The organism is Williamsia sp. R60 (assembly GCF_054063855.1).
The window spans coordinates 1,213,433-1,239,534 of record NZ_JBSSGR010000002.1 but is presented as its reverse complement, the minus strand read 5'-3'; the positions used below and the strand labels follow the sequence as shown (position 1 = coordinate 1,239,534).

The window sequence follows — 26,102 nt, the reverse complement described above, 5'->3', positions numbered from 1 at the left end:
GATGGTGCGGTGCCCGACCCGTGATCAGTATTGAACACATGAGCGGAGATGTCCCGAAGACGAAGCGAAGCGGAGCTCGACCAGAAGTCCCGAAGACGAAGCGAAGCGGAGCTCGACCATCACTCCCGACGAAGCGAAGCGGAGCTCGACCATGAATGCTGCATCCAGTCCCACCATCAATGCCGAAGTACTGCAGAACATGTGGCAAACGCGCCCAGCACGTGCGGCGTCGGGTTCGACGATCGGCGGTGTGTGCACCGGGATCGGTGTCCGGTACAAGGTCGACCCCACGCTCGTGAAGGTGGCGTTCATCGTCTCGGCACTGTTCGGCGGTGCAGGCATCCTGCTCTACATCGCTGCGTGGATCGTGCTGCCCGAGGGCGCTCCTGCACAGTCGTCTCCGGAAACAGCGATGCGCCCCAAACGCTTTCGGCACGGAATGCGCCATGCCTCATCCCACCCTCCGACCGTTGTCGCGGTGGCCGTCGTGGCCGTCGTGGCCCTGATCGCCGGACCCCATCTCGCGTGGAGCAGTGGTGGCCTCTTCGGCCTGGCGCTGATGATGCTGGGCTGGTGGTTGCTCTACCAGCGCACACCGGTCCCCGAGCCCGGTACGAGCGCCGACACGTTGGGGCAACAGGCTGCCGGCGATCCGGTCACCGCAGGCGGTTCGTGGTGGCAGACCGCCACAGGTGTGCACAGCCCTGCTGCGGGCGGGCACTTCCAGAGCTGGACTCCCCGCGCCTGGCTCAAGGAGGACCCTCCGGCGACGGCGACCGACGCAACGCAGACGACTGATGGTGAGGAGGCGGACTCCGATGTCGAACCGCCGCTCCCGACCCCACCTTCGTGGGACCCACTGGGTGCGGCGCCTTTCGCCTGGGATCTGCCGGAGCCGTCGTCGCCGGTGGAGCGCACACCGTCGTCTCGCTTCACCCCGGTGGTGCTCGGTATCGCGGTCATCGTCGCAGCGGTTGCGGCGGCGATCGGCACGGAGGTGGATTGGTTCGGTCCGGCACGGGTCGGGGCCATCGCGTTGGCCGTGGTCGCCGGCGGGTTGGTCATCGGAGCTTTCGTCCGCAAGGGCGGTGGCCTGATCCCGATCGCCATTCCCCTCGCCGGGTTCGTGGTGGTCGCCACGGTGATCGGCAACGTGAACCTGCCCGAGGGCGGCATCGGCGACCGCGATTGGAAGCCGCTCTCGGTCGCCGATCTCCAGGACGAGTACTCCCTGACGATGGGTTCGGCACGACTCGACCTCACCGCACTCGAACTCGACGCCGACAAGAAGGTGACGATCGACATGGGTGTCGGCGACTTCAAGATCATCGCGCCCGAGAACATGAACCTGCGCGCCGATTGTGAAGTGGCCATCGGAGAGGTCAAATGCCCCGAAGGTCTCGAGGGCGGACCTGATGGACCCCAAGGTCCGGTGCTGACCATCGACGCCCATTCGAAAATCGGAAATGTGGAGGTCATCCGTGACTAAGTTCGCACCATTTCAAGCCGTGACCGGATTTGCCGGACTATTGGTGGCCTTGTGGGCCATCGCGGGCGGCCCCGAACTCAACGGCTCGGATTCGACGATGTGGATCGCGCTCGCCGTTGCTGTCGGGGTGGGACTCATCCTGATCTTCAGCGGAGGCAGAGACAAGAAAAAGCTGCCCGGGGTGTCCGAGCACGAAACGACCAGCTAGCAGTATTCGCATCGATCCGGCCGCGCAAGCAGCGGCCGGATCGATGCGTCGTTCACCGTGACAGCGGCTTTGTCCACGTAATCGAATAGCGGTAGAGCAATTCCCGCCGAAAACGTGATCCGGGCAGGAGTTCGGACGCATGGGTGCGCATTTCCCGATACGAGACCGGTGGCGGCCACACAATGGGCGACGGCTGTTTCCACACGTTTCGCCGTGCCACTGCGGCGCCCGCGGCCACGATGGACACGTAATCCAACGCACGATCGCGTAGACCTTCACTGCACGCACAGCCGACCACGACAAGCGTTCCGCCAGGGCGGATGAGTTCTCCCATGCGCCGCAGGCCATGGCGGGGATCCATGTGATGCAGTGTCGCAACCGAGACGACCGCATCGAACGACTCCGGTTCGAACGGATGACTGAGGACGTCACCACAGATGTAGTCGATGTCGTCCGACTTCGCCGCCGCCATGTCTACGCTCGCCTCATCGCAGTCGATCCCGACCACGTGCGGTATGGATCGATGTAGAAGTCGGGTCAGCATTCCCTCGCCCGATCCGACGTCGAGCACCGACGCTGCTCGTCCCTGCAGCGACCGCTCGATGAATGGGTAGTAATGGGTGTTGAAATTCCAGTGTTTCGAATCCGATGCAATGTGGTCATGGTCTTCGATTCGAAGAAGAGACCAACGTTCTTTGACCGAATTGTTGCCGCTCATGATCGCCATCTGATGCCCCCAACCTGTTCGTGGACACCCAACACAAACGTGTTGTGTCCCACATATGAACCGTGTACTTCACCTTGTTGCCCGAATGGTGAATTCACAAACGAGGCCGATTCGACAATTCGGTGATACGACCCCGCTCGCACTCACCATTACTTTTGCAAACGTAGCACGGAGACGATTCAGGGTTGCCCCGGCGATCACTCTGATTGATTCGTCAGCATGTTCACAATAGGCAGACACAAATCAAACATTGAAATGCGTGCTGGTCGCAGCCCAAAAGAAAGGCCGGAAATCCGATTCAGAGCGAATGAATGGAAAAGGCCCATACGGGAGTGAAACTATTCATTCACGTCGACGAATGGAACGCGCCGCGCCCGCAGGCACGACAGCGAGCCTATTCCCATTCGATGGTGCCCGGGGGCTTGCTGGTGACGTCGAGTACCACCCGGTTCACCTCAGGCACCTCGTTGGTGATCCGCGTCGAGATCTGTTCGAGCACCTCGTAAGGAATGCGGGTCCAGTCGGCCGTCATCGCATCTTCACTCGACACCGGACGCAACACGATCGGATGGCCGTACGTGCGGCCGTCGCCTTGCACACCCACACTGCGCACGTCGGCGAGCAGAACCACCGGACACTGCCAGATCTGGTGATCCAAACCGGCGGAGGTCAGTTCCTCACGGGTGATCAGATCAGCCTTTCTGAGGAGTTCGAGACGGTCTGCGGTGACCTCGCCGACGATCCGGATCGCCAGACCCGGACCCGGGAAGGGCTGGCGTCCGACGATCTCCTCCGGCAGACCCAACTCGCGCCCAACAGCCCGGACCTCGTCTTTGAACAGCAGGCGCAGTGGCTCCACCAGGCTGAACTCGAGATCCTCCGGCAGACCACCGACGTTGTGATGACTCTTGATGTTCGCCGTACCGGTTCCGCCGCCCGACTCCACGACGTCGGGGTACAAGGTGCCCTGCACGAGGAAGTCGACCTTCTCCCCTTCGGCTGCCCGGTCGCCGAGCACATCGCTCACCGCTCCTTCGAAGGCACGGATGAACTCGCGGCCGATGATCTTGCGTTTGGTCTCCGGATCACTGACGCCTGCCAACTCACGCAGGAACGTTTCCTCGGCGTCAACCGTCACCAGACGAGCGCCGGTAGCGGCCACGAAGTCCTGCTGAACCTGCTCGCGTTCGCCGGCCCGTAGCAATCCGTGGTCGACGAAGACACAGGTCAGACGATCTCCGATGGCCCGCTGTACCAGCGCGGCAGCCACCGCCGAGTCGACCCCGCCGGACAGACCGCAGATGGCGGTGCCGTCACCGATCTGTTGACGGACCTGCTCCACAAGCGCGTCGGCGATGTTCGCCGCGGTCCAGGTGGGCTTGAGGTCGGCGACCTCATGCAGGAACCGGGTCAGGATCTGTTGCCCGTGCGGTGTGTGCATCACCTCGGGGTGGTACTGCACACCGGCCATCTGGCGTTCGATGCTCTCGAACGCCGCGACCGGGGCGCCCGCCGTCGAAGCGGTGACCTCGAACCCGGGCGGCGGTTCCTGGACCGCGTCGTTGTGGCTCATCCACACCGGCTGTTGGGCCGGGGTGCCCGAGTGCAGCACGCCACCCTCATTTGTCAACGTGGTGCGACCGAACTCGCGCCCGCCGGTGTTCGCCACGACGCCGCCCAGCGCATTCGCCATGGCCTGGTAGCCATAACAGATCCCGAACACCGGAACGCCGAGGTCGAACAGATCGCCGTCGATTCCCGGGGCGTCGTCCGCATAAACCGACGCAGGTCCCCCGGACAGGATCAGCGCGACCGGATTCTTCGCCTTGATCTCGTCCAGGTCGGCGGTATGGGGGATCACCTCGGAGTAGATCCGGGCCTCACGCACGCGACGCGCGATCAGCTGGGCGTACTGCGCCCCGAAATCGACCACCAGAACCGGTCGCGGAGCCGCTGATTCCACACCTGTATCTTCGCTGTCTGCCACGCCTGTCAGTCTAAACCCGGCCGGGGTCGGGCCCGTCCCACCGGCAACCGGACGAGGTCGGCACTCAGGCGCTCACACCGTCGGTCTTGGTGATCACCGTCAGTGGCAGCCGAAGCGCACCGGGCGCATCCGCCGGAACCACCGGCGCCTTGGGCGGCGTCGGCGAGATCCGTTCGTAGGGCTGCCCCTGCGGCGGCCGGATGTCGCGCTCACCCTTGTTGGGCCACAACGCAATTGCGCGCTCGGCCTGGGCACAGATCGACAGCGAGGGATTGACCCCGAGGTTCGCCGAGATGGCCGCACCGTCGGTGATGTGCAGGGTCGGGTAATTCCACACCCGGTGGTAGGGGTCGATCACACCGGTGTCGGGACTATCGGAGATCACACACCCGCCGAGGTAGTGAGCGGTGAGCGGCATGTTGAACACATCTCCCCAGGTTCCGCCGGGCAGACCGTCGAACTGTTTCGCCGCACGCTCGGTGGCTTCGTTACCCGCAGGGATCCACGTGGGGTTGGGCTCCCCATGGCCCTGTTTGGTGGTGACCAGACGCCACGGCCCGAACTTCTTCACGAAGGTGGTGAGCGAATTGTTCCGGTTCTGCATCACCAGGAGGATCACCGTGCGCTGACTCCAATGCCGCAACCAGACCAGCTGCAGAACGCCCCGCCAGCCCTCTTCACGGGCCTTGTCGAGCAGTTTGAGCCGCCTCGACCGACCCGGCTTGTCGTCGGTGAGGAATGTCTGCAGTGCCGCAATGGCGTTGGATCCCTTGCCATATCGGACTGGTTCGATGTGCGTGTCGGGCGACGGGTGGAAGGACGAGGTGATCGCGATGCCCTCGGAGAAATCCTGTGCCGGATCGTAGGAACGGCGCATGGCGCCCAAGATCGATTCGGAGTTGGTGCGGGTCAGCACACCCAACGTCTCGGAAAGTTCCGGCAGCGAACCCCTGTCCTTGGCCAAATGCATGATCTTCTGGGTGTTGAACGTACCGGCGGCGACGATCACCTGACCCGCGGTCAGGGTCCGGCGGCGGGCACCGATCCGGCCCCAGGCCGCCGACCGAGCCGTGTGCACCTTCCAGCTGCCGTCTGCCTGCGGATCCAGCCCGGTGACCGTGGTGCGGTCGAGAATCGTCGCCCCGCGTGATTCGGCCAGACCGAGGTAGTTCTTCAGCAGGGTGTTCTTCGCGCCGTACCGGCATCCGGTCATGCAGGCGCCACACTCGACACACACCGTCCGGTCGGGGCCTGCACCACCGAAGTACGGATCGGCCACCCGCTCGCCCGGAGTTCCTGTGCCACCGGACTTCTCACCGAAGAAGACGCCCACGGGGGTCGGCCCGAAGGTGTCCCCCACCCCCATCTCGTCGGCCACCTGCCGCATGACGCGGTCGGCGTGGGTGACGATGGGGGTGCTGACCACACCCAGCATGCGGCTGGCCTGGTCGTAATACGGCGACAGCTCGCTCTCCCAGTCGGTGATGTGCTCCCACTGTGGATCCCGGAAGAACGGTGTCGGCGGTTTGTAGAGGGTGTTGGCATAGTTCAGCGACCCGCCGCCGACGCCCGCACCGGCCATCACCATCACGTCTTTGAGCAGATGGATGCGTTGGATGCCGAACATCCCGAGCTTGGGAGCCCACAGCCACTTGTGCAGTCGCCAACTGGTTTTGGCGAACTGGTCGTCGGCGTACCGTCGTCCCGCTTCGACGACACCGACCTTGTAGCCCTTCTCGACCAGCCGTAAGGCGCTGACACTCCCACCGAAGCCCGATCCGACGATCAATACGTCGTAATCGTGCTTCTCGCGAGTGGCCGGCTGCTCGGGCTGGGAGTAGCTGTTACCGCGTGATACAGACACCACGCCATCGTACATTGGTACGTTACCGGCCGGTAATGTATGGCGAATTCTCGCTCGAGAAAACCCAGAGGCCAGCGATCAGTCGCAGGCCGACAGGCCGACCTTCTGGAACTCCTTGAGGTCGGAGTAGCCGGCCTTGGCCATCGAACGCCGCAATGCGCCAACGATGTTGAGGTGTCCGAACGGGTCGTCGGTTGGCCCGTGCAACACCGTCTGCAGATCCGGCCTGCCTTCGTCCTCGGCCACGGCCAGCAGTGCGCCACGGGGCATCGACGGATGCGCGGCGGCAGCGGACCAGTAATAGCCGCGGCCGGGCGCCGAGGCTGCCGCAGCCAGAGGTGTGCCCAGGACGGCGGCGTCGGCGCCGCAAGCAATCGCCTTGGCGAGCTCGCCGGAGTTGTGGATGTCGCCGTCTGCGATCACGTGGACGTAGCGACCGCCGGTCTCATCGAGGTAGTCGCGGCGGGCCGCCGCGGCATCGGCGATGGCGGTGGCCATCGGGACCCCTATCCCGAGGACTTCCCCGGTGGTGGTGGCCCCCGCGGTGGAGCCGTAACCGACGATCACCGCGGCAGCACCGGTACGCATCAGATGCAGGGCGGTGCGGTGGTCGTGCACGCCACCGGCGATCACCGGTACGTCCAGTTCGGCGATGAAGGTCTTGAGGTTCAGCGGTTCGGAATCACCTTGTGAGACATGCTCGGCGGAGATGATGGTGCCGTGGATGACCAGGAGCTCCACCCCTGCAGCCACCAGCACCGGCGTGAGCTCGGCAGCCTTTTGTGGGCTGACCCGCACCGCGGTGGTGACGCCGGACTCACGAATCGACGAGACAGCCTGACCGAGTAGGTCAGGATCGATCGGTGCCGCATGGAGTTCCTGCAGCTTGCGCACTGCCGCTGTCGGATCGATCTCGTCCTCGGCGATCCGCACCACCTCGGCGATCTTGGCCTCGACATCGCGGTGGCGAGCCCAGAGACCTTCACCGTTGAGGACGCCGAGACCCCCGTGCCGACCCAGTTCGACAGCCGACTGCGGCGAGACGAGCGCGTCCGTGGGGTGACTCAAGATCGGGATCTCGAACCGGTAGGCATCGAGCTGCCACGCGGTCGACACCTCTTTCGACGAGCGGGTGCGCCGAGACGGCACGATGTTGATGTCGGCGAGCTCGAAGGTACGGCGAGCCGTTCGGCCCATCCCGATTTCCACATGATCTTGCACGAAGGTGCCTTTCGTCACTGCTGCACACAGAACCGCATCGGTGACCACCGACAGATCGGTTCACGAACTGGTTTGACCTGCCCGAACTGATCGAAGCCGGCCGCCTGGGAACTCAGCGAGAAGTGTAGTTGGGCGCCTCGACGGTCATGGTGATGTCGTGCGGATGGCTCTCTTTCAGGCCGGCTGCCGTGATCTGGACGAACTGGGCGTTCTGCAGCTCTGCGATCGAGCTCGAGCCGGTGTACCCCATCGCCGCGCGCAATCCGCCACCCAGCTGATGGATCACCTGGTTGAGCGGTCCACGGAACGGCACTCGTCCCTCGATGCCCTCGGGCACGAGTTTCTCTTCAGAGAGCACATCGTCCTGGAAGTAGCGGTCTTTCGAGTATGACTTCGCCTGGCCACGCCCCTGCATCGCGCCGAGTGAGCCCATCCCCCGGTAGCTCTTGAACTGCTTGCCGCCCACCAGGATCAGCTCGCCCGGGGCTTCCGCGGTGCCGGCGAGCAGCGAGCCGAGCATCGCGGTCGATGCCCCCGCCGCCAGCGCCTTGGCGATGTCGCCCGAGAACTGCAGCCCGCCGTCGGCGATGACCGGAACCCCAGCCGGCTTGCAGACCGCAACTGCTTCCATGACCGCAGTGATCTGCGGGGCGCCCACGCCGGCGACCACACGGGTGGTGCAGATCGAACCGGGTCCGACCCCGACCTTGACCGCATCGGCACCGGCCTCGACGAGAGCGGCAGCGGCGGCACGGGTCGCGACGTTCCCGCCGACGATCTGCACCTTCGACCCGATCTCTGCCTTGAGTTTGCTGACCATCTCCAGGACCAGACGGTTGTGCGCGTGCGCGGTGTCGACGATGATCACGTCCACCCCGGCGTCCGACAGGGCCATGGCCCGATCCCACTGGTCACCGCCGGTTCCGACCGCGGCCCCGACCAGCAGTCGCCCGTCGGCATCCTTGGTGGCATTGGGGTGCTGCTCTGTCTTGACGAAGTCCTTCACCGTGATCAAACCGGTCAGGCGACCGTGGCCGTCGACGATGGGGAGCTTCTCGATCTTGTGCCGTCGCAGCAGGCCGAGCGCGGCTTCGGCGGATACACCCTCCTGGGCGGTGATCAGTGGCGCCTTGGTCATCACCTCGGAGACCGGCCGGTTCTGATCGACCTCGAAACGCATGTCCCTGTTGGTGATGATGCCGACGAGCTCGCCGGCGTCGTCGGTGACGGGCAGGCCCGAGATACGGAAGCGAGCACACATCGCGTCGACCTCGGCCAGCGTGTTCGACGGGCTGCAGGTCACAGGATCGGTGACCATGCCGGCTTCGGACCGCTTGACCGTTTCCACCTGCCCCGCCTGGTTCTCGATCGAGAGGTTGCGGTGCAGCACACCCATCCCACCGGCGCGGGCCATCGCGATGGCCATGCGGGACTCGGTGACGGTGTCCATCGCCGAGCTCACCAGGGGCACCCGCAGTGTGATGTCGCGGGTCAGCTGCGACGAGGTGTCCACGTCGCTCGGGATCACGTCGGAGGCCGCGGGCAACAGCAGGACGTCGTCAAAGGTGAGGCCGAGCATGGCGACCTTGTTCGGGTCGTCGCCGCCGGTCCACACCGGGCCTCGTGCCTGGGCGGAGCCGGCTGTCGGGTTGTTCATTCCGGGCACGCTCATTCCGGTCAGGCCTGTTCCACTTCGGATCGGCATGTTGTCATTTCGATGAGTCCATCCTATCTGCTCGGCGGACCTCCTCAGGACGTCGCACCCCGCCCTCGGCGGTGCCCTCGTCGAGCGCTGACTCGGCGGTCGACCCTCCCCTCACGCCCCACAGGTCGTTCACCTATGTGAAGGAGGATGGTTCATCCAACCGGCGTCGATCTTTCATTCATGCGGTGCACAGACTGGCGCCGGTGGGGTGAGGCTGACTACCGTGGTCAGCGTGCGAGATCATCTGCCGCCGGGGCTGCCACCGGACCCGTTCGCCGACGATCCCCGAGGGGACCCATCGGCGGCGCTGGACGCCGCCCCACCCGGTGAGCCACTGGACGCGAACGAACGCATGGCGATCGAGGAAGACCTCGCCGATCTCGCTGTCTACGAGGCACTTCTGCACCGCCAGGGGATCCGCGGTCTCGTCGTGGTGTGCGACGACTGCCAGCTCGACCACTATCACGACTGGGACATGCTGCGCGCAAACCTGCTGCAGCTCCTGGTCGAGGGCACGGTACGACCGCACGAGCCGGCCGTGGACCCCAGTCCCGAGGCGTACGTCACCTGGGATTACTGCCGCGGTTACGCAGATGCGACGATGCACGCCAAAGACGAGGACTGATCTTCTTCCCCACCGCGGGCTCGGGCCGATCAGCCCGGCGGCGGTAGCGGGACGCTGCTGGTGGTCGAGGTGGTCGTCGGGGTCACCGGCGACTCACTGGTCACGGTCTCATCGGTGGTCGGTGGTGGCGTGGACACTGAGGTCGTCTCCGACGGGATCGCCGTCACCGTCTGCTGCGTCTCGGTGATCGTCACCGGGGGCAGCTGAAGCTGTGGCAACTGCGTCTCCAACGGCGGAAGGGTAACGGTCGTCGGAAGAGTGACGGTCGGCAGGATCGCCGTGAGCAGACCACGCAACTGGTCGATCTTCGCCTGCAGCTCGGCCCGCCTGTCGGTGTCGGTGACATCGGCAAGCTGGGACTCCGCACGGTTCAGATAGTCCTGGGCCGCAGACTTGTCACCCGTCGACAACAGGTCGACGGCGTGATCGAGGTCGTTCTCGACGTCCCCGGCGGCAAGCGTTGCCGAGGCATCCGCCCCGAACATCGCTTCCTTGACTCCCCAGAGCCGATCGCCGGGCGAGGCGTCATGGGCCACCACTGACAGACCGCCGAACACGATCGCACATGCTGCCGCGGCGCCGGCCGTGTAACGGGCCACCGTCAGCGACCGGCGACGGGTCGCGGTCCTTCGCTGCGCGGCGATGCCCGCCTCGACATCTTCGAGGGTCGGACCGGCAGGCATCGGGGCGCCCGTCACTTCGGCGCGCCAATTCGACAGCAGCGCCGCCAGTTCGTGGTCCACAGGCGTGTGCGCAGGCACTCCGCGCTGAGACACCAGAGCGTCGATGAACTCGTCGTCGGCACGAACCGCGCCGAGGTTCACCGGGATGGAGTCTTCGTCGAGCGCCTCGGATGCCGATGAGGGCACGCTCTGGAAACGCTCGTCGGATTCATCACCGAACCCCTTGCCACCACGTCGATCGCGCCTGTCACCCATCGCCCTCACCTACCCTTCTCGATCTCGGTCTTCAATTTCGCGAGTGCCCTGTGTTGAGCCACCCGCACCGCTCCCGCCGTACTCCCCACAGCGGACGCGGTCTCTTCGGCCGACAACCCCACAACCAGTCGGAGCACCAGCACCTCACGCTGCTTGTCCGGGAGCGTCGACAACAGTTCGTTCATCCGACGGCCCGCGTCGGAGTCCAGCGCCCGCTGTTCGGGTCCGTCGTCGACGGCCATCCGCTCGGGCATCTCATCCACCGGCTCGGCTTTGTTACGACCGGCCGCTCGATGAGCATCGGCAACCTTGTGGGCGGCGATGCCGTAGACGAACGCCATGAACGGTCTGCCCTGGTCTTGATACCGGGGCAGAGCTGTCATGACGGCCATGCAGACCTCCTGCGCTACGTCGTCGGCGGAGAGCGAATGCCGCTCACCACCTCCGACCCTGGCCCTGCAATAGCGCACAACCAGGGGGCGGACACTTTCGAGTACGTCGGAGAGAGCCGATCGGTCGCCCTGCGCTGCGGCAGTGACAACCCGGTCCAACTCTTCACCTGTAAAAATCATCGCTCGTAGACGTCTCCGCGTTACCTTCGCCGATTGGTGCCGGCCGCGCGGAGGCCATACCCCCGGCGGTAAGTCGCTAGTAGCTTAGCCAGCGAACGGCCTAGCGTTCTCGCCGCTAGCGCATCCCGCCGCCGCGAGCGGCCAGTTCGTGCCTCAGATCGGCCGCACTCGGCGATCCTCCGGCGCCGAGCGCTTCGAGCAACATGGCCGATGCCCACCACAGCGGCAGCTGACCGGCGGAAGCTGCCGCATCACCAACTCGCTGGGCTCCCTCGATGGCGCGCGTCGTCTCCCCCGCGCTCGCCGCGGCCGCAGCAGCGATCAGTTCGGACTTGATGAGATGCCGCTGCGAGGGACACCCCCGGGCCACGGCAAGGGCTGCCGACGAGTGTTCTTGTGCGGTCTCGGGGTCACCGGTGTACATCGCGAGTTCGGCCCGGACCCACAGTGAGCGCAGGGCCGGTCGGCCGTGCCACACCCATTCGCTGCTGCCCTCGATGCGTTCATGCGAGTCGATCAGTAGGGCGTCGACCCGGTCCAGCAGTCGCGCGGCGGCACCGAACATCCCGCGCCCGAGATCGTCGGCGGCCAGTCCGGTGAGTGCGTCGCACCAAGCAGACACCCGGGGTCCGGCGATCGTGGCCGAATCGAACCCTGCCACCGGGGTGGCGAGCAGGGCCAGTGCGTGCGCGTCATGGTGGACGGCGTGAAAGTGCTCTCCACCCTGTCGCAGATGCGCGGCGCGCGTACTCGCGGCGAGGGATCGGAGAACGACGTCGGTGCTGGTGGTGGCGATCCGGCGCAACTCGGTCGCCGCCGCGGCGTAGTGGCCGGTGCCGCCCAACGCGACGGCGCGAAACCACCTGTCCCAACCGTCGCCGGCCACGGGAACCGGGTACTCGCCCGCACTGCCGCCGAAGGCGATCGCGGGTAGTGTGACCTGCATCGCCCTCCTCACATCACGGCGCGGTAACCAAGTTAGCGTGAATTTAACTTACTGAAACCGGCTCAAAAGTCGCCTCGACGTCAATCTGAGGTCACCGGAACATTTCCTGCGGGTAAATTGCCGCACTTCCGCGTTTTCCCTCCATACGCGGTCCTCAAGCCACCGCGAGCTCGGGCGGCAGCACTCGAATGGCCCCTGACGTGCGCTTACGCCGTCTACCTTCGCCATGCCTCGACGCCAGTCGCCATCACAAAACAACAGGGCGTCGATAAACAAATGGTTAACATCGCCCGAAGTTCGCGTCTTCAATTGGCGGAATCGGGGCCTGTTGACTCCATTTCCTCGCTTTGCATACGGTGTGCTGGACGTCGAAAACAACGCGGTCTCGACAAGTCAGTCACAATTACGCCTCACCGGCACGTCACAGAGGAGCACGCAGATGCCTCAGCCGAACCACCTTCCCGGACCGAATGCCGACATCTGGGATTGGCAGATGAAGGGCTTGTGCCGCGGTGTCGACTCATCAATGTTCTTCCATCCGGACGGCGAGCGTGGCCGTGCCCGGGCCCAGCGGGAACGTCGCGCGAAAGAACTGTGCCACCAGTGCCCCGTGGTAGCTCAATGCCGCGAACACGCACTGGCGGTCGCTGAGCCATACGGCATTTGGGGCGGCCTGTCCGAGTCCGAGCGCGGAATGCTGATGAAGCGCGGAGTCGGGCGCCGCATCGCGAGCTGACCTTTGCAGCCCCACGAAATCCAACGCAAAGAAACAAAACAGAATTGGATTTCAATCTCAAACAATTGAATCTTCACAAAAGCGAGGACGCCTGATATCGGCTCCTCGCTTTTGTTGTCAAGACAAATCCGAGAAACAACACCCGAACAACCGGTGAACGTCAAACGCCCCGGCCGTGGGGCCGGGGCGTTCGAGGTCGGGCAACAACTAGTGCGCGTGTCCGTGACCGTGACCGTGACCGTGGTCGGCCTCGGACTCGGCCGGCTTGTCGGTGATGGTGCTCTCGGTGGTCAGGATCATCCGCGCCACCGACGCAGCGTTGACGATGGCCGAGCGGGTAACCTTCACCGGGTCCACCACGCCGTCGGCGAGCAGGTCGCCATAGGTCAGGGTGCCGGCGTTGAAACCGTGGCCGCGAGGGAGTTCGGCAACCTTGGAGACCACCACGGCCCCGTCGGTTCCGGCGTTGGCCGCGATCCAGAACAGTGGCGCCTGAGCGGCCTGCTTGACCACCCGTACACCGAGCGCCTCATCACCGTCGAGGCTGTCGGCGAGATCGTCGAGGACCGCTGCGGCAGCCTGCACGATCGCCGAACCACCGCCGGGGACGATTCCTTCTTCCACAGCTGCCTTCGCTGCAGCGACGGCGTCTTCCACGCGGTGCTTGCGCTCCTTGAGTGCGGTCTCGGTGGCTGCGCCGACCCGGATCACTGCCACCCCGCCGGCCAGCTTGGCCAGGCGCTCGGCGAGCTTTTCCCGATCCCAGTCGGAATCGCTGGCCTCGATCTCCCGACGGAGCTGCTCGGCACGGTTCGCGATGGCGTCGGAGGTTCCCGAACCATCGACGATCGTCGTGGCGTCCTTGGTGACGACGATCCGGCGTGCGCCGCCGAGCAGTTCGAGCCCGGCGTCGGCCAGGGTGATGCCGATGTCGGCGGTGATGACGGTGCCGTCGGTGACGATCGCCAGGTCCTCCAGGAACGCCTTGCGACGGTCGCCGAAGAACGGCGCCTTGACCGCAACAGCGCGGATCGTCTTACGGATCGAGTTGACCACCAGGGTGGAAAGCGCTTCGCCTTCAACATCTTCGGCGATGATCAGAACGGGCTTGCCGGATTCGGCGATCTTCTCCAGAAGCGGCAGGAAGTCGGGCAGCGAGCTGATCTTGTCCCGGTAGATGAGCACCAGCGCGTCTTCGAGGACGGCTTCCTGGCTGTCGATGTCGGTGACGAAGTACGGCGACAGGTATCCCTTGTCGAACTGCACACCCTCGGTGATCTCGAGGTCGGTGACGAGTCCCGAGCTTTCCTCCACGGTGACGACACCGTCGGCGCCGACGCGGGCCATGGCCTTGCCGACCATCTCGCCGACCTCTGCGTCACGAGACGACACGGTGGCGACCTGCGCGATGGCTTCAGCACCCTCTACCGGGGTGGCAGCGGCGAGCAGCGACTCGGAGAGAGCGTCGGCGGCCTTGGAGATCCCCAGGCCCAGAGCGATCGGGTTGGCCCCGGCGGCGACGTTGCGCAGTCCGGCCTTGACGATCGCCTGCGCCAGGACGGTGGCCGTTGTCGTGCCGTCGCCGGCCACGTCGTTTGTCTTGGTGGCAACAGATTTGACGAGCTGGGCACCCAGGTTCTCGAACGGGTCTTCCAGGTCGATCTCTCGGGCGATGGTGACGCCATCGTTGGTCACGGTCGGACCGCCGAACGCCTTGGCCAGCACCACGTGGCGGCCGCGGGGTCCAAGAGTCACCTTCACCGCGTCGGCGAGGTGATTGACCCCTCGCTCCAGCGAGCGCCGGGCCTGCTCATTGAATTCGATCTGCTTGGCCATGTGTGTGGCTCCTAAGATTTTGGTCGGGTGATGAAACGACAGCCGCCCCGGCTACCCCGCATGGGGACGCCGGGGCGGTGTCGAACCAGAGTTACTTGGAGATGACTGCCAGCACGTCACGCGCCGACAGGATCAGGTACTCCTCGCCGGAGTACTTGATCTCGGTGCCGCCGTACTTGCTGTAGATGACGGTGTCGCCTTCTTTGACGTCGACCGGGATCCGGTTGCCCTGCTCGTTCACGCGTCCTTCGCCAACGGCGACGACGGTGCCCTCTTGCGGCTTTTCCTTGGCCGTGTCGGGGATGACCAGGCCGGACGCAGTCGTCGTCTCGGCCTCATTGGCCTGAACGAGGATCTTGTCCTCGAGCGGCTTGATGTTCACGCTCGCCACGATGTGAGCCCTCCACTTTCGGGGTAGTTCGGGCCCGAAGACCGGACCCTGTTTAGCTGTTCGGAACGTATACGGCGCCTGGATCGGTCCCGTCGTCGCGGGTGCCGGAACCTCACTGGGTGCCGACTAGCACTCTATACATGCGAGTGCCAGCACTCAAGGTGAGAGTGTGCGAACTTCTCATACCGGGGCGGATACCTTCGTCGCGACGGCGCGGTCGCGACGACGCTCCCATCCGATCAGGCCCAGCGTCGACACGAGGGCGACCACGGTCAGCACTGCGATCACCGTGATGGCCGGGACCATGCCGCCGATCAACTCCCCCGGACGCCCGGGTTCGGCGCTGCCGAGGATGGCAGTGATCACCGCCATCATCAGCGCACCACCGATCTGGATGCTGGTGTTGACGAGCCCTGAGGCCAGTCCCTGTTCGTCGTCCGACACACCGGCGGTGGCCTGGGAGTTGACCGAGGGGAACGTGGCCGCGAACCCGATGCCGAGGAACAGGATGGTCGGCAGCAGGAAGACCAAGTAGTTCATACCCGGCTCCACGCGGAGGAACCACAGGTATCCGATCAGGAACGCCACGAAGCCGCCCGCGATGAGCAGCTTGGTGCTCACGCGGTCGAGCACCCGGTCCATGAAGAACGCGCTGGCCACCACGAGCACCCCGGCGGGCAGGAACCCGAGTGCCATCTCGATCGGCGACCAACCCAGGGAGTTCTGCAGGTACAGCGTGACGACGAACTGGAAGGCCACATAGCCACCGAACATCGCCGCGGCCGACAGGTTGGCGTGCACGAGCGTCATCGACCGCAAGATCCCCAGGCGGAGCAGGGGGTGTTTGTGCCGCACCTCCACCGCGATGAAGGCCGCAGCGAGTAGACCTGCGATGACAAATAGGACGATGGTCGACGTCGCTGCCCAGCCGACCTCAGGCGCCTGCACCACGGCGAACACGAGGATCAACAGTGCAGATGTACTGGTGACCGCGCCGATGACGTCGAAGTGCGACCAGTTGAACGCCGAGCGGGGCGACTTCGCGATCACCCGGGCACCCACCACGAGTAGCAGCAGCGCAACGGGACCGGGGAAGATCAGTGTTGCGCGCCAGGACAATTCGGTGAGCAGCCCACCGAAGACGAGGCCCAGGGAGAACCCGCTGGCACCGCACACGGTGTAGATCGACAGTGCTTTGTTGCGGGCCGGCCCCTCGGCGAAGGTCGTGGTGATGATCGACAGGCCTGCGGGCACCGTGAAGGCCGCAGCCACGCCTTTGACGAAGCGCAGCGCGATGATCAGGGTGTCGATCTCGGTCGCCGCGCTGACGACGGAGGCGACACCGAACACGGCCAGTGCCGTGAGGAACACCCTGCGACGACCGAGTAGGTCACTGGCTCTTCCTCCCAGTAACAGCAGGCCCCCGTAGCCGAGGACGTATCCGCTGACGATCCACTGCAGCTGCGCCTGGTCCATGGCGAGTTCGGAGCCCATCGAGGGGAGCGCAACCCCCACCATCGAGACGTCCAGCCCGTCGAGGAACAGCGCGCCGGCAAGAACCACCAGCAACAACCAGGTCTTGCCGGTCCATCCGCCGGCAGACGTGACGTGCTCGGTGGCCGGCGCGTCGCCGGCCATCAACTCCTTCTCCTTTGTCGTTCTGAGTTCTTGGATCTTCGGGTCTTCGGGTGTGGTTTCAACCGTCATGGTCCAGAACCATATGCATTTGCATCTAATGTGTCTACATAAAATGCAGACGAACATAATGTGGTTGCATCTGATACGATGCCCCTATGTCCACCCCGCACCGAAGCGACGATGACCTGGCCCAGGCCTGGCATTCGCTGTCGGTGCGGTACCACCGCCTCCAGTGCGATTTGGACCGGGAATTGCAAGCAGCGCAACAGATCTCGAACAGCGAGTTCGAGGTTCTCGAGCTCCTCTCGGCCGCGCACGACTGCAAACTCCGGATGAGCGAGCTCGCCGGATCAGTCCACCTGAGTCAGAGCGCTCTGTCCCGTCTCGTGGCCGGGCTCGAGAAAGACGGATTGGCATGCCGATCCATGTGTCCGCAAGACCGCCGTTCCGTCTTCACACAGCTCACCGACGAGGGGCGAGCCAGATACGAGGCGGCCAAGCCCGTCCAGCGCGCCATCCTCCGTGCCGAGGCCGAATGCCATTCATCCGGATCGATCTGCGGCGCAATCGAAGTGAATCAAGGCCCACAGAGCTGATCGCGGATCAATAGTTGCTGATCTGCACCGACAGACCCGGGTCGGTGGCCACCGTCAGATCCGACGGGACTGCCCCACCGGCAATTACGTGAGCACCCAGGGTCGCGATCATCACACCGTTGTCGGTGCACAACCGCGGCTTCGGAACCCTCAGCGTGACCCCGGCGTCCTCACAGCGTTCTCGCGCAAGCGACCGGATTCTCGAGTTCGCGGTCGCGCCGCCGCCGAGCACCAACGTGTCCACACCGACGTCTCTGCATGCCCGCACGGCCTTCATGGTCAGTACGTCGGCCACCGCTTCCTGGAAAGACGCCGCAATATCCGCAACGGGCGGCTCGACACCATCACGGCGGCATTGCTCCACGTATCGGGCAACCGCAGTCTTGAGACCGCTGAACGAGAAGTCGTGCCGCGCATCTCGCGGGCCGGTCATGCCCCTGGGAAACCGGATGGCGTTCGGATCACCCTGTGCTGCAGCCGCATCGAGTGCCGGGCCGCCCGGGAAACCGAGGCCCAGCAAGCGGGCAACCTTGTCGAACGCTTCACCGGCGGCGTCGTCGACCGTCGTGCCCAACTCCACGATGGGCGCACCGAGGTCGTCGACGTGCAACAGGTGTGTGTGTCCGCCCGACACCAACAGCGCCACGCAGGGCGGCATCGGGCCGTGTTCGAGGGTGTCGACCGCAACGTGACCACCGAGGTGGTTCACCGCGTACAGCGGCACATCCCACGCAGCCGCATACGCTTTCGCTGCCGCAACCCCTACGAGCAGCGCACCGGCAAGTCCCGGACCAATGGTCACCGCCACGGCGTCGGGCACTCGGATGTCCGCCGCCGCGAGTGCACGCCGCATGGTCGGGACAATGGCTTCCAGATGTGCGCGGGAGGCGACTTCGGGGACCACTCCCCCATATCGGGCATGCTCATCGACACTGGAGGCCACCTCATCGGCCAGCAGTGTGGTCGTACGGTCGGCATTCCACCGGACGATTCCCACACCTGTTTCGTCACAGGAACTCTCGATACCCAGGACGATCATGGTCGGCCTCCCTTGGGCGGGGCTGATCTCTGCTCACGCCGCATCGTGTACGCGTCTGCCCCGCTGGGCTGGTAGTAGCCCTTCCGGGTTCCCACGATCTCAAAACCGTTGCGGCGGTACAAGTTGATGGCCGCCTCGTTGTCGGTACGCACCTCGAGGAACACCGGCGCCCAACACTTGTCCGCGATCTCGAGCAGGGTCGCGAGCAGCTCCCGTCCGTGACCGTGTCCCTGATGCTCCGGGGCGACCGCGATCGTGTGGATCTCACACTCGTGGTCGCCCTCCGGTCCGAGCACGGAGATACCCGCGTAGCCGACCAGGTCGTCGCCGTCACGGGCCGCGAAGTAGTGATTGTGTCGTGTCGAGATCTCGGCACGAAATGCTTGTGCGGGCCACGGCGAGTCGCCCGCGAACAGCAGGCTCTCGATGGCCGCGCAACGGGCCGCGTCGCGAGGGAGAAGTGGTCCGATCTCCACTTTCGACGAGGTCATTTCTTGCGGTCCTTGAGTTCCACGGCATCCGGTCGACGAAGGTACAGCGGCGTCAACGGCGCGGGTGGCGTCCTCGACAGGAGTCCTGGCAACGCCACCTGAACCAGTCCGATGGCCGTGGGAGCAGAAGCGGTGAGCACCGGGTAGTCGAAAAGCGCGGTATGAGCGGGAGACCCGGCAATCGCGTCGATGCCCGCCGAGCCCGGCGAGGTCGCCGCTGCGTGCTCGAGCGCGGCAGCGAGATCGGCGGGAGCCATGACGTCCGGACCGTCGGTACGGGCGCCACGTGTGTACCGCGCCCAGTAGACCTCCCGACGGCGCGCGTCGGTGACAACAAGAAGGGAGTCGACGTCGCTCGCCGCGACCGCGATCGCGTCCAGCGAGCACACTCCGTGGACGTCGACGCCCAGCGCATCGCCGAAGGCAGCGCCGGTGGCCAGCCCGACACGCAATCCGGTGAACGGTCCGGGACCTTTCCCCACCACAACTGCGTCGAGGTCTGCCCTGGCGACGCCTGCCTCTTCGAGGCATTCCAGGATGCGGGTGGTGAGGATCTCCGCGTGGCCCCGCGTGGTGGTCTCCACACGTTCGGACCGCACGGCGAGCCGGCCGGGCGATGATCCGACCGTGCCGGTATCGAGTTCCACGATCCCGGTCACGACCTCGGGCGTTGCGGTATCGACTGCGAGGACTAGCACGATCAGCCAGCCTACCCGTGACGGCCGACGCGCCGTGGCGACCGGACGTCGCCGACTGCGTCAACCGCGGGTGACCCAGCCATAGTTGACGGTGCGCTCGTCGGTGTCGAGGTCACGGCGCAGGCGAACCAGCAGATGACGTCCACTCAGCCGTTCCGCCACACCCTCCCCCCATTCGACGACAACCACGGAGTCGGTGAGGTCGGTGTCGAGGTCGAGGGCGTCGAGTTCCTCCAGACCACCCAGCCGATAGGCGTCGACGTGAACCATCGCCGGTCCACCTCCCGGCCCCGGCCGATGCTCCCGCGCGATGATGAACGTGGGTGAGGTGACGCGACCCTGCACGCCGAGACCTGCCCCGATCCCCCGTGCCAGAGCGGTCTTGCCGGCGCCGAGTGGCCCGTCGAGGATCACCAGATCTCCCGCGCCCAGGCCGGCGGCCAGGCTACGTCCGAACGCCTCGGTGTCCTGCACCGTCGGCAGGGTCTCCTGCTCGAAGTCCGCCTGGTCGTCAGATGTCACGGTCGCTGTACCCGCTCGACGAGCTCGCTGATCGCGTCGTTGACTGCCGGCGGGTTCTCCATCATCACCATGTGGCCGCACTCGGCAACGCCGATCAGTTCGCAGTTCTTGCCCAGACGGTTGTGCAGTTCCACCGAGTTCGCCACCGGCGTGACCTTGTCTTCGTACCCGCACACGACCATCGTCGGGATCGCGGAGAGCACCGGGAGCCCGGAGGTCTCGTCGTGCTCCTCGAGAGCACGCAAGAAGTTGACGACCGTGTCGATCCTCGTGTTCTGGATGACCGATTCGGTGAACTCGATCACGGCGGGTGAATGGTATGTAGAGCCGAAACTGCCCGCGGTCAGCACCGGCGCCATCAGCATCCTCGTCACGCCCCGGCCTGCCTCCACCGCTCGCGGGGCTTGCCGGACGGACAGCCTGAAGGCGTCGACCACCGGATTCTGCAGTCCACGTCCCAAGCCGGCCTGCGTGATCCCGTGGGCTGCGCTCGCCACGAATCCGGCACCGACCACTTTCGACCCGAACAGTTCCGGTCGTCTACTGGCCAACGCCATGATCGCCATGCCGCCCATCGAGTGCCCCACCAGCACCACGGGTCCATTCGGAACAACCACGCGCAGAACGGTTTCGAGGTCCGCGGCCATCTGCGTGATGGTGCACGAGCCCGCGGCCGCCTGCGCAGACTCACCGTGCCCCCGGTGATCGAAGAAGACCATGCGGACGTCGTCACCCCACGTCTGCGCGAGATCGCGGCGCTGGAAGTGCCACGTGGACATGCGGAGGCAGAAGCCGTGGACAAAAACGACGGTGAGCGGCGCATCTCCCGGACCGACTTCCCGAACAGCCAGCGGCACACCATCATCGGCGACCACGATGCTCGGGCGATCGCTGTAGATCGCCCCGAAGTCCTCGATGGAGTTGGGGTCGGTGGTGGGGTGCCGCCGCGTCAGCGAACGCGCTGCCGCCCCCACGGCGAGAGCGCCCAGAGTCGCGATGCCGGCGGTACCGGCCAAGATCTCCCAGCGTCCGGTGCGCTCCATCAGCCGGGCCCCGCCGCGACGGAGGTGTGGCGGCCGTTCGGGATCGGCGCTGGCGCACCGACATACGTCCGCACCGCCCGCCCGCGGATTCCGGAGACGATCTCGTAGTCGATGGTGCCGATGGCATCGGCCCACTCGAGAGCGGTGGGTCCACCATGCTCCCCCGTCCCGAACAGCACCGCGCGATCGCCCACTTCGACACCACCGCCGTCCGCGCCGAGGTCGACGACCATCTGGTCCATACAGACACGTCCGACATTCGGAAAGCTCCGGCCGTTGATGTGGACCCGCAGGGTGTTCGACAGCAGTCGCGGAACCCCGTCCGCGTAGCCTGCCGGCAGCAACGCAACGGTGGTGTCGCTCGGTGCAGTCCACGTGTGACTGTACGAAACACCTTGGCCTGCCGGGATCTTCTTGACCGACAAGACTTCAGCCGAGAGAGTCATCACCGGGATCAAACCGAAGTCACCGAGGTCTGGGGCGGGCGATCGGCCGTATACGGCGATACCGGGCCTGGCGAGATCTCGGCTCAGATCAGGCCTGGTGAGCGTGGCCGCGGAATTGGCGATGTGCACGATCTCTGGACCCACGCCGATGCGTCGCAGGTCGGCCACGGCCTCATCGAGGCGTTCACCTTGCAGGCTGTTGAGTGGATGGCCGGGTTCGTCACCGCGCACGAGGTGGGACATCACTCCGCGTAGCACGATCGATTGTTCCGCCGAGGCAGTAGCGACGCCGTCCCGCAGCTCGTCCCACTCATCTGCCGCCACCCCGTTACGGGCCAAGCCGGTGTCGACCTTCACGGTGACCGACGCGGTACGGCCCGCCGTACGAGCCGCCTCGACGACCGCGGTCAGCTCGCGGGGTGAGGAGACACCGATCTGCACATCGGCCTCGATCGCAGCACCGAAGTCCGCCGAACTGCCGTGCAGCCAGGCCAGCAGCGGCGCGTCGATCCCGCCCCGGCGCAACCCCAGCGCTTCGTCGATGGTCGCGACCCCGATCTCGGCCGCACCAGCGCTCATCACTGCAGCAGCGACCTGCACGGCGCCGTGACCGTACGCGTCCGCTTTGAGCACAGGCATCAGCGCAGCGGTGGTGTGTGCCTGTAGGACCTCGATGTTGTGGGCAACCGCCGACAAGTCGATGCGGGCCTCGAGCGCCGGAGAATTCATCGCCCACCATTGTCGCACTCGACACCGCCGAGGAGGGCACGCAAGGTGGGCGACACCGCCGCCAGCAATGCCGACGCACCGATCGGGGCATTCCCGCCGCCGTGATTCGGCCCTCCCCCAGACGCGGCGATCGCCGCCAGCGCATGTACTCGCGCTGCCGCAGCCGCGGCAAACGACGGTTCCAGACCTGCGGCCAGCAGACTGCCTGCGATGCCCGACAACACGTCGCCGGCGCCTGCCGTGGCAGCCCACGACGATCCTGCGTCGTTCACCAGTACCTGCCCGGAGGGATCCGCGATCAGTGTCGCCCGCCCCTTGAGGAGCACGGTCGCACCCAGTTCTGCCGCGAGATCCTTCACGGCCGCGATCCGGTCGACGCCGGGGGGCTGTCCGGTGATCCGGGCGAACTCGCCGGCGTGCGGGGTGATCAAGGTAGGTGCGGTGCGGGTGGTGAGCAGCTCACGCTGGGTGGCCAACAGTGTCAGTCCGTCGGCGTCGACAAGCACGGGCAGGTCGGTGTCCAACACGTGTCGCAGTCGCCTAATCCCGGTGTCATCGGTTCCGGCGCCTGGCCCGATCACCCACGCCTGCACCTTGCCCGCCTTCTCCGGCTCATCACTGGCGACAACCTCGGGGAAATGCGAAAGCACCTGCGGCGCTGCCGTTCCGACGTACCGGACCATTCCTGAGGTGGCGGCGACAGCCGCCCCACTGCACAACACGCCGGCCCCTGGATAACGCGCCGAGCCCGCGACGACACCGACAACCCCCTGGCTGTATTTGTCGTCCGACGGTCCGGGCACCGGCCACATCGCGGCCACCTCGGCGTTGCTCAACTGCCGCAATGCGGGGCGGTGAGCCTCGATACCTATGTCGGCCAACACGATCCGGCCACACTGGGGTGCGGCGAGCACGTGAGCCACCCGGTATTCACCGAATGTCACTGTCACCGCGGCCCGCACGGCCGGGTCATTGACCTGCCCGGTGTCCGCATCGACGCCTGACGGGATGTCCACCGCCACGATGGGCGCGGCGAGCTCACCGACGATCCGAGCCGCTTTCGGGCGCAGTGGTCCCGAACCGCTCAGCCCTACGATGCCGTCGATCACCACATCGACGTCGGGCGAGAAGCTGTCGGTGATACGTCCGCCGGCGCCGCGGAAAGCGGCGAGACTGCTTGCGTGAGTGCGGTCGCCGGCCAGCAGGACAGCGCGCACGTCGACGCCCCGCCGGCGTAGTAGCGCGCCCGCGAACAGAGCGTCCGCCCCATTGTCGCCGGCTCCCGCAAGTACACCGACCTTGCGTCCGTAGCAACTACCCGATCGTGACACCAGTTCCGCCGCAACCACATCCGCGACAGCGCGAGCCGCACGACCCATCAACACCCCGCGCACCAACAGATCTCCGGTCGCCACCTCGGCGGCCCGGATCGAGTCGGCGGTGAAGTAGTCGATCATCGCCCCGCCCGGCCTATTCGACGGTGACGGACTTGGCCAGGTTGCGCGGCTTGTCCACATCGTACCCGCGCGCCTGAGCGACAGCCGCAGCGAAGACCTGCAGGGGCACAGTCGAAACCAGTGGCTGCAGCAACGTGGGCGTCTGCGGGATCACGATCAGATGGTCGGCGACGCCCCGTGCCGACTCGTCACCTTCCTCCGCGATGACGATGGTGGTCGCTCCACGCGCCTGGATTTCCCGGATGTTGCTGACCATCTTGGAGTGCAGCAGTGCCCGCCCCGTCGGTGAGGGCATCACGATGATGACCGGAACGCCGTCTTCGATCAGTGCGATCGGCCCGTGCTTGAGCTCGCCGGCAGCGAAGCCCTCGGCGTGCATGTACGCAAGTTCTTTGAGTTTGAGTGCACCCTCGAGCGCGACGGGGTATCCGACGTGACGCCCGAGGAACAGGACGGTCCCCCGGTCGGCCAGGTCGCGGGCCAGTGCACGCACCGGCTCGACCGTCTCGAGCACTGTGGCAACCGCGGCCGGCATCGCTTCGAGCGCAGCGTATTCGCGTGCCACCTCATCGGGATACTTCGTACCCCTGGCCTGTGCGAGCGCCAGCCCCACCAGGTACGTCGCTGCGATCTGCGCGAGGAAACACTTGGTGGACGCCACCCCGATCTCGGGTCCGGCGTGGGTGTAGAGCACGGCGTCGGATTCTCGTGGGATCTGCGCACCATTGGTGTTGCAGATGGCCAAGACCCGGGCTTTCTGTTCTTTGGCGTGCCGGACCGCTTCCAATGTGTCGGCGGTCTCGCCCGACTGCGAGATGGCGACCACAAGGGTGGAACGATCGAGAACCGGGTCGCGGTAACGGAATTCGCTGGCCAACTCGACCTCGACCGGCAGACGCGTCCAGTGTTCGATGGCGTACTTGGCGAGCAACCCCGCGTGGTAAGCAGTACCGCAGGCGACCACGAACACCTTGTCGATGTCGCGCAGGTCGTCGTCGGTGAGTCGCTGCTCGTCGAGGATGATCCGGCCGTTCTCGAAGTGCCCGAGCAGGGTGTCGGCGAGAGCCTGTGGCTGCTCGGCGATCTCCTTCAGCATGAAGAAGTCGTGCCCGCCCTTTTCCGCAGCCGCCAGATCCCAGTCGATGTGGAAGGGCTTGCCGGATTCTTCGTTGCCGTCGAAGTCGGTGATCGTGTAGTCGTCGGCGGTGATCACGACCACCTGGTCCTGACCGAGTTCGACAGCCTCACGGGTGTGTTCGATGAATGCCGCGACATCGGAGCCGACGAACATCTCGCCCTCGCCCACACCCACCACCAGTGGAGTGGACCGGCGCGCGGCCACGATGGTGTCGGGGTGGTCCGCGTGCGTGAACACGAGCGTGAACGCACCCTCGAGCCGGCCCAGCACCGCATATGCGCTGTCGACGAAGTTCCCCGCCGTCGAACCACTGGCGTATTGCAGAGCCATCAGGTGGACGGCGGTCTCGGTGTCCGTGTCGGACGAGAACTCGATGCCGGCCTTCTCCACCTCTTCCCGCAGGACCGCGAAGTTCTCGATGATGCCGTTGTGGACCACGGCGATCTTGCCGTCGAGGCTGGTGTGGGGGTGCGCATTTCGGTCGGTCGGCCGCCCGTGGGTGGCCCAGCGCGTATGTCCCATACCAGTCGAGCCCGCAAATGCTTCGCGGCCGATGGTGGCCAGTTCCTTGTCCAGGTTCTCCAGCCGTCCGGCCTTCTTCTCGACTGCGGCATGTCCGGCGCCGTCGAGGATTGCCACACCAGCGGAGTCGTACCCGCGGTATTCCATCCGGCGCAGGGCTTCCACGACAACCTCGAGGGCGTCGCGTCTGCCCACGTATCCGACGATTCCACACATAGTGCTACAGGGTACTTGCCGCGCGCGGTTACACAGAAGTCGCTGGTGAAGTGCTGATTCTTGCGTTCGCACTGACAGCAGGTGAAGTTATGGGTTACGCTGTGCGAACTCTTGCAGTTCTCGAGCGTCAAGCTCAGGGAGTCGAGGGGGATGCGTCGGTTGGGACGCCTTTGATACGTTCGATCCGTATGTCCTCCACCACCGGGGTCACCCGCCACTTCTCTACCGCGTTCCACGTGAAAATCCTGTAGCGATCCCCTCTGGTCACGGTTCGATCTGCAAACACTCTTTTTTGGTCCGTACACACGTGATACCTCGCATT

The 26,102-nt window shown here is 65.4% G+C and carries 24 protein-coding genes; 5 read left to right on the top strand and 19 right to left on the bottom strand.

Features of this window, described 5'->3' with window-relative positions:
- The first annotated feature begins 151 nt into the window (after positions 1-151).
- Positions 152-1,489 carry a PspC domain-containing protein gene (locus ACVWY6_RS12695; protein WP_457538372.1) on the top strand — a complete coding sequence of 446 codons (1,338 nt, stop codon included), beginning with the start codon at positions 152-154 and terminating at the stop codon, positions 1,487-1,489.
- On the top strand, positions 1,482-1,697 hold the full coding sequence (locus ACVWY6_RS12690; protein ID WP_457538370.1) for a hypothetical protein: 216 nt from the start codon (positions 1,482-1,484) through the stop codon (positions 1,695-1,697). Before ACVWY6_RS12695 ends, ACVWY6_RS12690 begins: the two co-directional genes overlap by 8 nt.
- A gap of 52 nt (positions 1,698-1,749) precedes the next feature.
- On the opposite strand, the gene ACVWY6_RS12685 is transcribed toward ACVWY6_RS12690, so the two are convergent.
- From ACVWY6_RS12685 to guaB, 5 genes are all read right to left on the bottom strand, one after another.
- Positions 1,750-2,415: a class I SAM-dependent methyltransferase gene (locus ACVWY6_RS12685; protein WP_457538369.1), complete on the bottom strand. Its 666-nt coding sequence runs from the start codon at positions 2,413-2,415 to the stop codon at positions 1,750-1,752.
- Between the two features lie 403 nt (positions 2,416-2,818).
- Positions 2,819-4,411: a glutamine-hydrolyzing GMP synthase gene (gene guaA / locus ACVWY6_RS12680; RefSeq protein WP_243404374.1), complete on the bottom strand. Its 1,593-nt coding sequence runs from the start codon at positions 4,409-4,411 to the stop codon at positions 2,819-2,821.
- Between the two features lie 64 nt (positions 4,412-4,475).
- Entirely contained in the window at positions 4,476-6,200 is a 1,725-nt protein-coding gene (locus tag ACVWY6_RS12675; protein ID WP_457538615.1) for a GMC family oxidoreductase N-terminal domain-containing protein, read from the bottom strand.
- A 153-nt stretch (positions 6,201-6,353) separates the two neighbouring features.
- A complete protein-coding gene (locus tag ACVWY6_RS12670; protein WP_369792669.1) occupies positions 6,354-7,472 on the bottom strand; it encodes a GuaB3 family IMP dehydrogenase-related protein in 1,119 nt (372 codons plus the stop codon).
- A gap of 136 nt (positions 7,473-7,608) precedes the next feature.
- Entirely contained in the window at positions 7,609-9,153 is a 1,545-nt protein-coding gene (gene guaB / locus ACVWY6_RS12665; protein ID WP_062800274.1) for an IMP dehydrogenase, read from the bottom strand.
- Positions 9,154-9,433: 280 nt separating this feature from the next.
- On the opposite strand from guaB, the gene ACVWY6_RS12660 reads away from it, so the two are divergent.
- Positions 9,434-9,826 carry a DUF5319 domain-containing protein gene (locus ACVWY6_RS12660; protein WP_023962030.1) on the top strand — a complete coding sequence of 131 codons (393 nt, stop codon included), beginning with the start codon at positions 9,434-9,436 and terminating at the stop codon, positions 9,824-9,826.
- A 29-nt stretch (positions 9,827-9,855) separates the two neighbouring features.
- On the opposite strand, the gene ACVWY6_RS12655 is transcribed toward ACVWY6_RS12660, so the two are convergent.
- The 3 genes from ACVWY6_RS12655 to ACVWY6_RS12645 all read right to left on the bottom strand — a co-directional run bounded on the left by ACVWY6_RS12655 (position 9,856) and on the right by ACVWY6_RS12645 (position 12,282).
- On the bottom strand, positions 9,856-10,764 hold the full coding sequence (locus ACVWY6_RS12655) for an anti-sigma-D factor RsdA (protein ID WP_457538366.1): 909 nt from the start codon (positions 10,762-10,764) through the stop codon (positions 9,856-9,858).
- Between the two features lie 5 nt (positions 10,765-10,769).
- Positions 10,770-11,336, bottom strand: a complete 567-nt coding sequence (locus ACVWY6_RS12650) for a sigma-70 family RNA polymerase sigma factor (protein WP_023962026.1) — start codon at positions 11,334-11,336, stop codon at positions 10,770-10,772.
- A 115-nt stretch (positions 11,337-11,451) separates the two neighbouring features.
- Positions 11,452-12,282, bottom strand: coding sequence for a hypothetical protein (locus tag ACVWY6_RS12645; RefSeq protein ID WP_457538364.1), 831 nt, complete (start codon positions 12,280-12,282; stop codon positions 11,452-11,454).
- Between the two features lie 439 nt (positions 12,283-12,721).
- Between ACVWY6_RS12645 and ACVWY6_RS12640 the strand changes: the two genes are divergently transcribed.
- A complete protein-coding gene (locus tag ACVWY6_RS12640; protein WP_031333284.1) occupies positions 12,722-13,018 on the top strand; it encodes a WhiB family transcriptional regulator in 297 nt (98 codons plus the stop codon).
- A 207-nt stretch (positions 13,019-13,225) separates the two neighbouring features.
- Here ACVWY6_RS12640 and groL read toward each other — a convergent pair whose 3' ends face one another.
- The 3 genes from groL to ACVWY6_RS12625 form a co-directional block, all read right to left on the bottom strand.
- Positions 13,226-14,854, bottom strand: a complete 1,629-nt coding sequence (groL, locus tag ACVWY6_RS12635) for a chaperonin GroEL (RefSeq protein WP_030171079.1) — start codon at positions 14,852-14,854, stop codon at positions 13,226-13,228.
- A 91-nt stretch (positions 14,855-14,945) separates the two neighbouring features.
- Positions 14,946-15,245, bottom strand: a complete 300-nt coding sequence (groES, locus tag ACVWY6_RS12630) for a co-chaperone GroES (protein WP_030171070.1) — start codon at positions 15,243-15,245, stop codon at positions 14,946-14,948.
- Between the two features lie 180 nt (positions 15,246-15,425).
- Positions 15,426-16,883 (bottom strand): MFS transporter, encoded by a 1,458-nt coding sequence (locus ACVWY6_RS12625; protein ID WP_457538613.1) that lies wholly within the window; start codon positions 16,881-16,883, stop codon positions 15,426-15,428.
- A 155-nt stretch (positions 16,884-17,038) separates the two neighbouring features.
- Between ACVWY6_RS12625 and ACVWY6_RS12620 the strand changes: the two genes are divergently transcribed.
- A complete protein-coding gene (locus ACVWY6_RS12620; protein WP_457538361.1) occupies positions 17,039-17,479 on the top strand; it encodes a MarR family winged helix-turn-helix transcriptional regulator in 441 nt (146 codons plus the stop codon).
- Between the two features lie 7 nt (positions 17,480-17,486).
- On the opposite strand, the gene tsaD is transcribed toward ACVWY6_RS12620, so the two are convergent.
- From tsaD to glmS, 8 genes are read right to left on the bottom strand one after another with little or no spacing between them, the layout of a single operon-like run.
- Complete coding sequence (tsaD, locus tag ACVWY6_RS12615) at positions 17,487-18,518, bottom strand: tRNA (adenosine(37)-N6)-threonylcarbamoyltransferase complex transferase subunit TsaD (protein WP_457538359.1); 1,032 nt, start codon at positions 18,516-18,518, stop codon at positions 17,487-17,489.
- The gene (rimI, locus tag ACVWY6_RS12610) at positions 18,515-19,009 is read right to left on the bottom strand and encodes a ribosomal protein S18-alanine N-acetyltransferase (protein WP_457538357.1); all 495 of its coding nucleotides are present in this window, start codon (positions 19,007-19,009) and stop codon (positions 18,515-18,517) included. The genes tsaD and rimI overlap by 4 nt, the downstream gene beginning before the upstream one ends.
- On the bottom strand, positions 19,006-19,707 hold the full coding sequence (gene tsaB / locus ACVWY6_RS12605) for a tRNA (adenosine(37)-N6)-threonylcarbamoyltransferase complex dimerization subunit type 1 TsaB (protein ID WP_457538355.1): 702 nt from the start codon (positions 19,705-19,707) through the stop codon (positions 19,006-19,008). The genes rimI and tsaB overlap by 4 nt, the downstream gene beginning before the upstream one ends.
- Before the next feature lie 60 nt (positions 19,708-19,767).
- Positions 19,768-20,229: a tRNA (adenosine(37)-N6)-threonylcarbamoyltransferase complex ATPase subunit type 1 TsaE gene (tsaE, locus tag ACVWY6_RS12600; RefSeq protein ID WP_317713057.1), complete on the bottom strand. Its 462-nt coding sequence runs from the start codon at positions 20,227-20,229 to the stop codon at positions 19,768-19,770.
- Positions 20,226-21,272 carry an alpha/beta fold hydrolase gene (locus ACVWY6_RS12595; protein ID WP_457538352.1) on the bottom strand — a complete coding sequence of 349 codons (1,047 nt, stop codon included), beginning with the start codon at positions 21,270-21,272 and terminating at the stop codon, positions 20,226-20,228. The genes tsaE and ACVWY6_RS12595 overlap by 4 nt, the downstream gene beginning before the upstream one ends.
- The gene (gene alr, locus ACVWY6_RS12590; RefSeq protein WP_457538350.1) at positions 21,272-22,447 is read right to left on the bottom strand and encodes an alanine racemase; all 1,176 of its coding nucleotides are present in this window, start codon (positions 22,445-22,447) and stop codon (positions 21,272-21,274) included. The genes ACVWY6_RS12595 and alr overlap by 1 nt, the downstream gene beginning before the upstream one ends.
- On the bottom strand, positions 22,444-23,904 hold the full coding sequence (locus tag ACVWY6_RS12585) for an NAD(P)H-hydrate dehydratase (protein WP_457538348.1): 1,461 nt from the start codon (positions 23,902-23,904) through the stop codon (positions 22,444-22,446). Before ACVWY6_RS12585 ends, alr begins: the two co-directional genes overlap by 4 nt.
- Before the next feature lie 13 nt (positions 23,905-23,917).
- Complete coding sequence (glmS, locus tag ACVWY6_RS12580; protein WP_457538347.1) at positions 23,918-25,780, bottom strand: glutamine--fructose-6-phosphate transaminase (isomerizing); 1,863 nt, start codon at positions 25,778-25,780, stop codon at positions 23,918-23,920.
- Positions 25,781-26,102: the final 322 nt, after the last annotated feature.